Origin of the sequence: Streptomyces sp. NPDC059455, from assembly GCF_042750115.1 — a bacterium.
Lineage (GTDB): Bacteria > Actinomycetota > Actinomycetes > Streptomycetales > Streptomycetaceae > Streptomyces > Streptomyces endocoffeicus.
Window position 1 is genome coordinate 65,139 of record NZ_JBHYVB010000005.1, and the last position, 12,845, is coordinate 77,983.

At 67.4% G+C, this 12,845-nt stretch carries 5 protein-coding genes; 2 read left to right on the plus strand and 3 right to left on the minus strand.

Going from position 1 to position 12,845, the window contains the following annotated elements; all coding sequences use genetic code 11:
- Window positions 1-10 precede the first annotated feature (10 nt).
- Both ACFXB5_RS03155 and ACFXB5_RS03160 read right to left on the minus strand, forming a co-directional pair.
- The gene (locus ACFXB5_RS03155; RefSeq protein WP_385201831.1) at window positions 11-913 is read right to left on the minus strand and encodes a hypothetical protein; all 903 of its coding nucleotides are present in this window, start codon (window positions 911-913) and stop codon (window positions 11-13) included.
- The gene (locus ACFXB5_RS03160) at window positions 913-1,965 is read right to left on the minus strand and encodes a DNA/RNA helicase domain-containing protein (protein WP_385201832.1); all 1,053 of its coding nucleotides are present in this window, start codon (window positions 1,963-1,965) and stop codon (window positions 913-915) included. The genes ACFXB5_RS03155 and ACFXB5_RS03160 overlap by 1 nt, the downstream gene beginning before the upstream one ends.
- 1,177 nt (window positions 1,966-3,142) lie before the next feature.
- Between ACFXB5_RS03160 and pglW the strand changes: the two genes are divergently transcribed.
- Complete coding sequence (pglW, locus tag ACFXB5_RS03165) at window positions 3,143-7,855, plus strand: BREX system serine/threonine kinase PglW (protein WP_385201833.1); 4,713 nt, start codon at window positions 3,143-3,145, stop codon at window positions 7,853-7,855.
- 69 nt (window positions 7,856-7,924) lie between these two features.
- Window positions 7,925-11,701, plus strand: a complete 3,777-nt coding sequence (gene pglX, locus ACFXB5_RS03170; protein ID WP_385201834.1) for a BREX-2 system adenine-specific DNA-methyltransferase PglX — start codon at window positions 7,925-7,927, stop codon at window positions 11,699-11,701.
- A gap of 4 nt (window positions 11,702-11,705) precedes the next feature.
- Here pglX and ACFXB5_RS03175 read toward each other — a convergent pair whose 3' ends face one another.
- On the minus strand, window positions 11,706-12,359 hold the full coding sequence (locus ACFXB5_RS03175; RefSeq protein ID WP_385201836.1) for an ATP-binding protein: 654 nt from the start codon (window positions 12,357-12,359) through the stop codon (window positions 11,706-11,708).
- Window positions 12,360-12,845 lie beyond the last annotated feature (486 nt).

The following is a 12,845-nucleotide window of genomic DNA, read 5'->3' on the forward strand; positions in this document are numbered from 1 at the left end:
CGCACCGGGTTCATCTGGCGACGTTGTCGCGGTGCCAGGTGAAGAACGGCGCCCGGCTGGGGCCGTAGTCGGCGACGGTCAGCCCTTCGAGGACCTTGGCCGCCTCCGTGAGGTGCGGGGTGGTGTTGGTCTTGTCGCTCACGGCTATGCTGCCGTCGCCCGTGACGTACACGTAGCCGTGTTCGAAGAGTTCGTCACAGCCCAGCAGGCAGGCCGGCATGACATTGGCGAGCTGGAGGCGTTCTTCGCGGGTGGCGGCGCTGCGGCGCTTGATGTGAGCGGCCCGGATGAAGCGGACAGGGAGGGTGCGTCCACACAGGGCGCACGTGGCCTGTGCGGCGCCGTTGAGGAGCCGCCTGCGGAGCTTGGCCTGCTCGCGGCGGACGAGCACCTGAGCGACCGCGTTCTCCGCCCCGTCGTGATCGATGCTGCCGTCCCCGGAACCGGGTGCCACTGAGGGAAGGGCACCGGCCAGATTCGCCACCACCGCGGTACCGGCCCGCAGGATGGCGACGCCCTGCTTGTTCGAGGACAGCCGGAGGGCTTCCATGCCATCGGCGCCCACAGCACCACCGTGAACGTCCTCCTCTTCGTCGAGGACGTCGATGCCGATGCGCTCGGGGTATTCGTCGTCCGGCCATACCGGCGTGCGGTCGACGTAGTAGGGGCTGGTGACCTGGGTGACGACGACGCGCCGGAGACGGACATCGGCCCACTCTCCCGGCGGCACACGGTTCGCGGGCCCCCCGTACCCGAAGACGATGAGGTCGCCCTCCTTCAGGGACTGGACAGCGGCGCGCGCGTCGGCACGGTCCAGGCCGCTGCTGCGCCAGCCCCAAACCCCGCGGCTGAGTCCGATGTCAAAGTTGCCGCTCGATTTCTGGGAGACGTAGATGTACGCGGTGGTGGACATCAGCGCTCCATGCCCGGCGAGGCTCCCGTATCCCCCGATGGCCACGGGGCACGGATGTCGGTGTTGACCAGCTCACGCAGCATGGCCTGGGTGTCCGGATCATCGGAGTACAGAACCGTCCCCGCCAGGCCACGGGTGAGAAGAACCTTGTAGGTATGGCGGATGAGCCTCTCGAATTCGGCCGGTCTCGTTCGGGCGGCGACGGACGTGTCCCGGTTTTCCCTCTGGTTCCCGCGCCACGTATCGCCGGTCCACACCAGGTCCTTACCGAAGATGACCCCGTTCCAGGCGTACTCGAAGCCCTGAGCCGTGTAGATACAGCCGATCTGCCCGAAGCCCGCCGGATCGGTGGCCCACAGCGACGAAGCGGGCGCTCCGTTCAGGGATCGCTCGCTGTCGACGTTCCAGGGCCTGCGCCACTCGCCGATGGCCACGTCGCGGACCAGGGTTCCGTCGGCTTTCGGTTTGCTCCACTCCCAGCAGAATCCAGCCGTCATCCGGGCCGTGAGCCCGGCCTCCTGCCGCTCTCGGAGAAAATCCTCCATCTCCTGGGGGGAGTCGGCGACATACACCTGAAAATTTTCCTCATTGGTCCACGGCAGCGGCCCACCGGGCTCGAGCCCCAGAAGGCGGAGAACCCAGTACTCATATGCGCGACTACCGCCGCAACGGAATTGCCCATTCAGATCGACGTGTCGGACGATGTGTCCTCGCGCGGCGGCGGCATCGCTGATCTTCTTGACGCTTCCCATTTCACGAGGGCGTACGCCCTGGTAGTCATCGAGCAGGAAGACCGGAACCCTGGCCGCATCGAGAAGTTCATCTATTTGATGACCTTGTCCGGTATGAGAGAGTTCCCGGATTCGATGCGCCTCGTCACAGATCAGGACGTTGAGCCCGTTGCGCTCGGCCGCCGAGAAGCTGTTGAAGTACTTGAATAGTTCCGCGATGCTCCCGTTCCTCCTCCCGACCACCGTCCGCAGCGTCGTGGTGAAGGACTTGGAACCGGTGGCATGCACAACGCTTCGGGAGCTCCGGCCCAAGTGCCCCATGACCTGCGCGGCGATGACGCTCTTCCCGGAACCGGGCCCCCTGACACGACGATGACTTCTTTCCTGTCGGACTCACGCGACAGCTCCACCGCACGCTTGACCAGAGAGAAGGCGACCTGCTGTCCGTCCAGGAGCGTGAATTCACCACCGTCTATTATTTCGTCCGCAGCCGCGTTCATCAGAGGACGGCTCGGCTCACGGGGACTTTCCAGCAGAAAGTCCGCAGCCAGGGCTCCCGCCGCTGGAGCGAGACAGCGCCGCAGATGCTCCATCAACGCACCGCGCGTCGTCTTCGTGAAGAGCTGCGCACGAGCGTCGGGCAGCCTGAAAAGCTCCGCGACGTTCCGGTCGTCGGCATTGTGCAGGTAAGCGATCCCGGAAACGTCGTAATTTCCGGATTCCAGCACACTGGTGAAATTTTGCAGGCAATCGCAATATCGGCGCACCTGGGCAACGGGATGCAGTAGGGCCTGCCCATCGGACGTGCCCAGGCGGCACAGGTCGTCCGTGGACGGCACAAGCCGTGCCGCGCGCCACTGCTTCAGCTCCACGACCACGTACGACGGCTTGCCCGTCTCCGGATGCACACCGGCGAGGACGGCGTCCGCACGCAGGCTCGACAAGGGCAACCGCTGCTCGATCAGCACTTCCACCTGGCCGAGCCCGGCGTCCCGCAGAACCTCCGCCAGCGCGGCGAGGCTTTTCTCCCAGGACCGCTGTTCCCTGAGAGAAGGGCTTTGGAAGAGCACGGATCGATACCGCTCCGTGAGGTCCCCGACGAGCACTCCCGCGTTGCCGCGCTCCAGCAGGGAAAGTCCGGACAAACGGAGGAGGGGCACGGAGCGGTCTCCATACAGCTGAGGGGTCACGTGCACATTGCTGACGCGCCGACCGACGCGGCTCCGCGTCGCCGTAAGCGGATAATCATATCAACAGCTGAAGCAGCGTCAGCCCATAGCCGAAGCCCCATCAGCCAGGGCGGAAGGGACCAATCGCATCATTCAGGGCTGGCATCGGCCCACGCGGCACCCCCCGCCACGGCGATCCCCCTGCGGGCAGCGGGTCCGCGGCGCTGCCGACTCCCACCTCGTAACCGATACGATCGGGGCCGGGGATATTGCTGCCGAGCAGCCGCAATCGGTACAGATCGACGACGGACACGAAGCGGGGATGGCGCATGCGGGACGGCCGGTGGGTCACGGTCACCGAATCCGAGTTCCAGCACGAGCGCCGGGGGCTGGAGGCGATCCGGGAGAAGCTCCCCGACAACGAGCCGTGGCGGGCCTGGTCCAACTTCACCTTCACCGCGCACAGCGGCCACGTCCGGGAAGTGGACCTGCTCGTCGTCGCCCCCGGCGGGGTGCACCTGATCGAGCTGAAGGACTGGCACGGCTCGGTCGAGTCCCGCAACGGCACCTGGCTGCAGACCCAGCCCGGTGGGCGCCAGATCACCCACGGCAACCCGCTGCATCTGGCGAACAAGAAGGCCAAGGAGCTGGCCTCCCTCCTGGCACAGGAGGACGAGCGGGTGTGGGTGTCGGAGGCCGTCTGCTTCACCGACTCATCGCTGCGGAACCGGCTGCCCGCCCACGACCAGCACGGCCTCTACACCGTCCACCAGCTCGCCCGGATGCTGGCCGAGCCCCCTCGCGACGAGCACCGCCGTATCGACCGGACCCGGTCGCGCCGGATCAAGTCGGCCCTGGATCGGGTGGGCATCGGCCGGAGCGACGCCGAGTACAAGGTCGGCCCCTATCTGCTGCACCGGAAGTCCTTCGACTCGGGCCCGACCTGGGCGGACTACCTGGCCCGGCACAGCGAGCTGCCCGAGGCCGCCCGGATCCGCGTCTACCTGCGGGAGCGCGGTTCGGATGCCGAGTTGCGCGCCTCGGTGGAGCGGGCGGCGCGGCGCGAGGCCGCGGTGCTGCGGCGCTTCAAGCATCCCGGCGTGGTCCAGCTGAAGCAGTACGACCCCTCCGGGCACTCGGCGGGCCCCGCGCTGATCTTCGACTTCGACCCGCGGACGCTGCGCCTGGACGAGTATCTGGCCCAGTACGGCGAGAAGCTGGACATCCTCAGCCGCATGGCACTGGTTCGGCAGCTCGCCGAGACCGTGCGTTCGGCGCACGGCCGCCGGATCTACCACCGCACGCTCGCGGCCCGCGCCATCCATGTGATGCCCCGCCCCCGGAAGCCAGCGGCGGGCGCGGACGGGAACGGGCACGGGAACGGCGAGGAGGCGGCCTGGCTCAACCCGTATCTGCAGATCTCGGACTGGCAGGTCGCGGTCCAGCGCGGCCCGGGGTCCGGCACTCCGAGCGGCGGTGAGCGGTTCGCGCCGACCACGCTCTCGCGCGCGGGCGCCCATCTCGCGGAGGGTGCGGACCCGTATCTTGCCCCCGAGCTGACCGCGCTGAAGGCCGACCCCGTGGCGCTGGACATCTACGGCCTCGGCGTCCTCACCTACCTGCTGGCCACCGGCAAGGCCCCCGCCGCCAGCCAGGCCGAGCTGCTGGCCCGGTACGAGGCGGGCGAAGGGCTGAGGCCGAGCGCCGTGGTGGACGGCCTGTCGACATACGTCGACGAGCTGGTGCAGGCGGCCACGGCCTACCACGTCGACAACCGCCTGGACTCGGTGGACGACTTCCTGGAGATGCTGGAGGTCGTCGAGTCGGACCTGACCGAGCCCGCCCCCGCGGAGCCCGCACGGCCGGCCCAGCCCGAGAAGGACCCGCTGGAAGCGGTCGCGGGCGACGTGCTGGCAGGCCGCTGGGAGGTCAGGCGCCGCCTCGGTACGGGGTCGACCAGCCGCGCGTTCCTCGTACGGGACCTGACGGCGGACCCCGACGTGCGCTTCTCGAAGACCCTCGCGGTACTGAAAGTCGCCAACTCGGACAGCAAGGGCGAGATGCTCGCCCGCGAGGCCGAGATCATGGGTCGGCTGCGCCCCGATTCGCGGATCATCCGCCTCGTCGAGCCGGAGCCGCAGCGCATCGGCGGCCGCACCGTCCTCGTCATGGAGTACGTCGGGAACGAGCGCGAGGCCGAGGACGGCGAACCGGCCGGGCCCGGGGAGCGCAGGAGCAGGCGGCGCGAGGAAACCGTCGCCCGCCAGCTCCGGGAGTTCGGCCGCCTGTCCGTGGACCAGCTCGAGGCGTACGGCGACTATCTGTTCGGCGCGGTGGACTTCCTCGAGGGCGAGGGAGTGTGGCACCGCGACATCAAGCCGGACAACATCGCGATCCGCATCCGCCCGAACCGCACCCGTGAGCTGGTGCTCATCGACTTCTCGCTGGCCGCCTATCCGGTGCAGGAGACCGGGGCCGGGACGGACGGCTATCTGGACCCGTTCATCGGCACGCTCACCGAGCGCTCGGTGTACGACGGGCACGCCGAGCGGTACGCCCTGGCCGTCACCCTGCACGAGATGGCCTCCCGGGAGCTTCCGGTCTGGGGCGACGGCAGGGTGTCGCCCCGCCAGACCGATGCCAAGAAGGAGCCGTACCCGAAGATCGCGGCCGATGCCTTCGACCCGGCGGTGCGCGACGGCCTCGTCGACTTCTTCCGCAAGGCCCTGCACCGGGACGCGGCCCAGCGCTACCCCGATCTCAAGCCGATGCGGGACGCCTGGAAGAAGATCTTCCTGGCCATGGACGAGGCGAAGCCGTCGTCGCGCCGCTCCCGTCAGCCCACCGCCGCGCCGGGCGGCGCGAGCGGTACCGGCGGTACCGGCGGCACCGGGGAGTCGCCTGCGGAGGCTCAGGAAGCCCCGATCCCGGCCGCCGAGGAGGAGAGCGCCGAACAGCAGCGCGACCGGCTGGCGGCCGAGGCCGATCGCGAGACCCCCATCTCGGCCTCGGGCCTCAGCCCGGCCGCCCAGTCCTTCGTCTACGGCCTGCACGTCAACGACGTCGGTGGTCTGCTCGACTACAGCCGCCACCAGCTCGTCAACGCGCCCGGCCTGGGCGCCAAGACCCGTAAGGAAGTCCTCCGCCGCATCAAGGAGTGGCGCCAGCGGCTCGCCGAACAGCCCGCCGCCCCGCTCACCCCCGAGGGACGCAAGGCGGCGAAGGAGGAGCTGTCGGTCGCGGAGGCCGCCCTCGCCACCGCGATCGCGGAGAACGGCGACGCGGAGGGCCTGCCCGAACGCGCTCTGCGCAGGGTCACCCTGGACACGCTCGCGACCATCTTCGTACCGGAGTTGAAGAAGGACGAGGCGAACCGTAACGAGTGCGAGATGGTGCGGCTGCTCCTCCGGCTCCCCGACGAGCGGGGCACGCTGCCCGACATCGGCGTCTGGCCCAAGCAGAAGGACGTGGCGAGCGCGCTGGGGCTGTCGGCGGGCCGTATCCCGCAAATGCTGAAGAACCAGCGCACCCGGTGGAAGAAGAACCCGGCGGTGCGGGCGCTGCGCGCCGAGATCCTCGGCCTGCTGCGGGATCTGGGCCGGGTCGCCTCCGCGGCGGAGATCGCCGACGCCCTGGCCGTACGGCGCGGCACCCAGCTCCCGGAGCGCGAACAGCGCCGGGCGCTCGCGCTGGCCGCCGTACGCGCGGTGGTCGAGGTCGAGCAACTCGTACCGGACGAGTCCGAGTTCCAGCACACGCCGAACCGTGACGCGGCCGACGAGGGCATGGGGGCGGGGCTGCTGGCCCTGGAGGTCGGCACCGACGACGCGCCCGAGACCCCCTCCGGGCCGGGCCTGCTCCACTACGCCCAGAAGCTGGGCAAGGTCGCCGACCGGCTGGCGAAGCTCGACACGCTGCCGACGGCGGCCACGGTGCTGGCCGAGCTGGGCGCCATCGCGCCTCCGAGCCCGGCCGTGGAGTGGGACGAGCGGCGCATCGTCGAGATCGCCGCGGCCGCCTCGCGCCGGGCCGCTGCGACGCCCCGCCTGGAGATCTACCCGCGCGATCTGCCGCTCGTACGGGCGCTGCGCCTCACCCAGGCGGGTCTGGTGCCGCGCATCCCCGGCATGCCGGACGAGCGGCAGCCGGGGCTGACGCCCAAGGACATCCACGAGCGGGTACGGGCGCGCTTCCCCGAGCTGCTCAACGAGCGGCGCGGGCACGCGCTGCCGACGGACGGGCCGCTGACGCGGGCGCTACGGGAGGCCGGGTTCGACCTGGAGCTGAAGACCCGCGAGGGCCACGGGACCCTGCGCTACATCCCGCGTCAGCGTGACGGCCAGTCCACGTACCTGTCGTCGGACGCCGCCCGCCAGGCCACCGGTGTCCTCACCGCCCACCGCTACTCCGACGACCCGCAGCTCGCAGGCGCGGCCGTGGCCGAGGAACGGCTGCTCGCCTCGGCCCGCCGGGACGGCTTCCGGGTGCTGACGGTACGGACGGGGCTGGCGAGCCGCGCGGTGGGCGAGCTGACGACGGACCGCTTCGGCGCGGAGGCGGTGTCGGTGACCGACCTGTTCCTGCGGGCCCTGCACGAGCAGGTGGACCCGCGGCCGAAGCCGACGTGGGAGACAATCCTGCGCGCGGACGCGGCGGAGCCGGGGTCGAAGGCGGCCATGCGGTTCGGTGAGTACGCGCGGACGAGTTGGGGCGCGGTGGAGCCCCGGCTGCGGGAGCTGGTGTCGGGGACGCGGGGGTCGGGCTCGGGGTCTCCTGTGTTGCTGGCGGACGCGGGCGCGTTCGCCCGGTACGACGCGATGGCGGTGCTGGAGCGGCTGGCCGACGCGGCGCGGGACGGCGGGCGCGGGCTGTGGCTGCTGTGCCCGCAGAGCGACCCGGCGCGACCGCCGAGGCTGGGCGCGGTTGCTGTCCCGTATCAGTCGGGGCTGGGAGAATGGATCGAGTTGCCCGAGTCGTGGGTGGCCAACGCCCATCGGGCCGAGGCGTTGGCGGCACGCGCGGGCTTGCCGGGGGACGGCTAGCGGCGGGGCGCGTGCCGCCGGGGCAATGGGGACGTTGGGGACAACGGGGAACACGGGAGATGTGACGACGTGATCGACGCTGCAGCGCTGCGGACCGACCTGATCAAGCAGGTCAAGGCGATCGAGGCGGACCTCGACAAGCAGGTCAGGGACTGGGAATCGGTCCTCAAACCGCTGCGGCAGGAGTTCGAAAAGGCGAGCAAGGCGGATCCGGCGACTCCGAGGTGGAGTGCGTGGCTGGATGCGCGTTTGGGTTCGGCTGAGGGTGAGTTGTCGGCGGACCGTGTGGAGCGGGTACGGGCGGGCGACGCGGTTGCGGGGCGGCTGCGGGCGGAGTACGACGAGGCGCGGAAGCTGGGTCGTACGGCGGCGACGTGGAACGCGTGGCTGGACGAGCGGGTCACGCAGGTCGCGGTGGCGTGGGTGCTGGGCACGGTGTTCGTGCGGTTCTGCGAGGACAACCGGCTGATTGAGGAGCCGTTTCTGACGGGGCCGGACGCGGAGCGTCGGGACCTGGCGGAGGCCCGGTACGCGCAGTACGTGGAGGAGGACCCGGACCCGACGTATCGCGGGTGGTTGGAGCGGGCGTTCGAGGAACTGGGCGCGGGGCAGGCCGGGAAGCTGCTGTTCGACAAGCGGCGCAACCCGCTGTACCAGATTCCGCTGTCACATGACGCGGCGCGGGCGCTGGTGGAGTTCTGGCGCGAGCGGGGTGAAGGGGAGGACGGGGACCGGCTGGTCCACGACTTCACCGACCCGTTGGATGAGAACGACCCGACGAAGGGGTGGGACACCCGGTTCCTGGGTGACCTGTACCAGTGGCTGTCGGAATCGGCGCGGAAGACATACGCGCTGCTCCAGACACCGGAGTTCGTGGAGGAGTTCATCCTCGACCGGACGATGGACCCGGTGGTGCGGGAGCTGGGCGGCAAGTTCGGCGAGCTGAAGATGATCGACCCGACGTGCGGGTCTGGGCACTTTGTGCTGGGTGCGTTTCGGCGGATGGTGCGGTTGTTCGCGGAGCGGGAGCCGGGGCGTGATGTGCACGAGCGAGTACGGGATGCGCTGAACGCGGTGCACGGCGTGGACATCAACCCGTTCGCGGTGGCCATTGCGCGATTCCGGTTGCTGGTTGCGGGGATGGCGGCGGCGGGTGTCCGGACACTGGCGCAGGCGGGCAGGTACGACTGGCCGATTCACCTGGCGGTGGGTGACTCGCTGATTAAGGCGCGGCAGCTTGAGTTGACGCTGCTGGGTGAAGAGTCGGGGGATCCCCTGGCGGAGTTCTCGTACGCGACGGAGGACGTGCACGAGTATCCGGGGATTCTTGAGGTGGGTCGATACAACGTGGTAGTGGGGAACCCGCCCTACATCACGGTCAAAGACAAAAAGCTCAACGCCCTATACCGAGAGCTGTACGCATCGTGCGCAGGGACATACGCCTTGTCCGTTCCGTTTGCCGAGCGATTCTTCCAGCTAGCGAAAGTCGGGGAACCCGGTGGGCGCAGGTACGGGATGGTGGGCCAGATCACCGCAAACTCCTTTATGAAGCGGGAATTCGGCACTAAGCTGATCGAAGAATACTTTGCACACAAAGTAGAACTCACAGAGGTCATCGACACTTCGGGGGCACACATCCCGGAACACGGTACTCCGACTGTGATCTTGATCGGCCGACGACGCTCTGGCAATGATCGGTCAACTTCAATTCGCACTGCGCGAAGCATTCAGGGGGAACCAACTACGCCAAAGGACGGATCGAAAGGTCTAGTTTGGCGCGCCATCGTTGAGCAGATTGACCAACCAGGTTCGTCGAGCCAGTGGATTTCCGTAGATGATCTAGATCGTCAACAATACTTCGGCAAACAGCCATGGATGCTAATGGATGGCGGATTGGAAATGGTTCGCCAACTCGAGTCCGCGAGCAACGCACCTTTGCGGACAACCCTACCCAGAGACATTGGCTTCGCTAGCTTCCCAGGGCAGGATGAAGCTTTCATCAGTACTGCTTCGACACTCAGACGAAAAGGCGTATCCAAGGAAATCAGCAAACCTCTAATTGTCGGGGAGGTTGTGCGCGACTGGAACACTCATAGCTACGAGGCCGCCATAGCCCCATACGATGACGATTTGCAGCCTCTTCCATACGATGAATCCGCCTCTTGGGCAAGAATTCTATGGATCACTAGAAGCCACCTGCGTTCCACCACCGACTTCGACGGCCGCACGCAGGAGCAGACGGGAAAGCCATGGTGGGCATGGTACCGATGGGTGGTTGAGAGGTACCGGACACCACTCTCAATTACGGTTGCATTCGTAAGTACGCATAACCATTTCGCACTCGATCGGGGCGGTAATGTGTTCAAGCAAACCGCACCGGTGATCAAGCTACGAGAAGGCTCTTCTGAGCAAGACCATGTAAATCTCGTCGGCGTCTTGAACAGTTCCACAGCATGCCTCTGGATGAAGCAATTGTGCTTCGATCGCGGAAATGGCGGCATTGGCGGTGGAATCGCCAGCGAAGGGTGGGAAAAGTTCTATGAGTTCACCGCAACGAAGCTCCACAGCTTCCCGCTACCGAGCCGGTATCCTGCTCCAACTGCAACCGCACTCGATGGTCTCGCTCAGCAGCTCGCTGCCACCAGCCCTTCCGCTCTCGCTGCATCAGCAGCAACACCCACAGCGCATTCCCTTCGCGAGGCTCGCACTGTCTGGGAGTCGATCCACAGCAGGATGATCACTCTTCAGGAAGAGTTGGACTGGCAAGTCTACTCTCTTTACAACCTCCACTTCGAAGACCTCCGCGCACCCGAAGCGGAAACCCCGGGACTCGCCCTCGGCGAGCGTGCTTTCGAGATTGTGTTGGCCCGTCGCGTCGAGAAGGGCGAAGCGTCCGACGAGTGGTTCAAGCGGCACAACTCCACGCCCATCACTGAGCTGCCCGACCACTGGTCCGACGCCTATAAGGCCGTCGTCCAGAAGCGCATTGATGTCATCGAGACCTCCCGTGCCATCGGCATGGTGGAACGCCCCGAATACAAGCGCCGCTGGACAACTGAGGGATGGGACACACTCCAGGAGCGTGCGCTCAAGTCCTGGTTGCTGGACCGTATGGAGAACCGCGAGCTGTGGTTCCCCGACGGACAGCCGACCATCCTCACCCGCGAGCAGCTCACCTCCGCGCTGTCCCTCGATGAGGACTTCGTGTCCGTCGCGGAGCTGTACGCACCCCGCACGGAGCTAGCAACCGTCGTCGCCGACCTCCTCGCCGAGGAGCACGTGCCGTTCCTCCCCGCGCTCCGCTACAAGCCCAGCGGTCTGAAGAAGCGCGAAGACTGGGAGCAGGTCTGGGATCTCCAGCGGAAGGAAGACGCCGCTCTGGACGAGCCCGCCAAGCGGAAGATCCGGGACACCGTTCCGGTGCCTCCGAAGTACACCTCGGCCGACTTCCTCAAGCCCTCCTACTGGCGGGCCCGAGGCAAGCTGGACGTGCCCAAGGAGCGGTTCATCTCGTATGCGACCGGGGCGATCTCCGGGACGCCGAAGCTGTTCGGCTGGGCGGGCTGGGACCACAGGGAGCAGGCACAAGCGCTCGCCACGTACTTCACCAACCACGACGGACTGTCTTCCGAGGAGATGACGCCGCTGCTCGCGGGCCTGCTCGAACTTCAGCCTTGGCTCGACCAGTGGCACGACGACTTCGACCCGCTCTACGGCAGCTCTCCCGCGGCCTTCTTCGCGGGCTACCGGACCACCCAACAAGGCGAACACGACCTGACTGATGACGATCTGCGGGCCTGGCGGCCCGCCCCGGCCACTCGTGGCCGGCGCTCAACCAAGGGCTGAGCAGCTATCCCGATGCGTCCTCCCCGCCTTTGTGCGAGGAGGACGTACCCGGCTCTCGAACGGTCAACGGCGCGGCGGGGTCGACCCGCAGTTCGAAACCGTCGTCCAGCTCAAGCACGACAGTGCAACTGCCGCCCGACGCAGAACGCTCAGTGCCCACCCTTCGAACCGTTCGCCAAGCGCCCCACACTCGTACGCACTGACCCTCACGGACCGCTACCGCAGCCATTTCGATCCGGGCGCGGCCGGTAGCGAGGTCTGGGGCTTTCAACTCCGCCCAAACCGTTTTTCCGATCCCGCACGCGCGTTGCTCGAAACCCCAACGATCAGCCATCGCCTCCACGAGCAGGAGCCCTCGCCCGCCCGTCTCGTCCTCGCCGGGCGCCCGCACCTCGGGCTTTCCTTCGCCTGCGTCGCTGACTTCCAGACGCAGGAGGCTGTCTTCTGGCAGCCATGCGATCCGCACTCCGACCAGCCGGCCACGCGGCACACGTACGCGCATCGCATTGGTCACCAGCTCTGAGAGGACCAGCTCCGCCGTGTGCGCCGCTTGTCCGATGCCCCAGTCACCGAGCACGGAATGCACTAACGCACGCGCCCTCGGGACGCTGCTCCGTCGGCGCGGCAGCCGGAATTTCACTTCGCGAGGTTCACCCATGACAGCTCCCACCGGTCCAGCGAGCAGTCCGAACCCCGCATAGAGGTGGGAGCTTGCTCGGTCGTCAGCCGTCCCATGCGTCTCTCTACGCACGCAGGGACTTCGAACGCACTCAGCATCCAGTTGAGTGCATTGCGTCACAGAAGCTAAGCTGCACCCCGCGACTCGGCACCGTCAAGTCACCGGACGTGTCAATTGACACGACGATAGATGTCGCTCGCTTCCGACGCCTTTTGGATCGCAGATGTCCGGTTGCAGGGCAGCTTTTAAGCCGGTCGCCCAACATGAGGAGCAGCAATGAGCAACGGCAACAGCACGCTGCTGATGTCTCGCGTAACGTTCGGCCGAGCCTTACGTCGCCTGCGCCACGAGACCAAGCGCTACACGATCGCGGAGGTGGCCCCCCCCCCCCGCCCCCCGCCACAGCAATTAAAACACCACCGATAAACCAAAACCCCGAGAGAGCGCCCACACCCACAAATACAG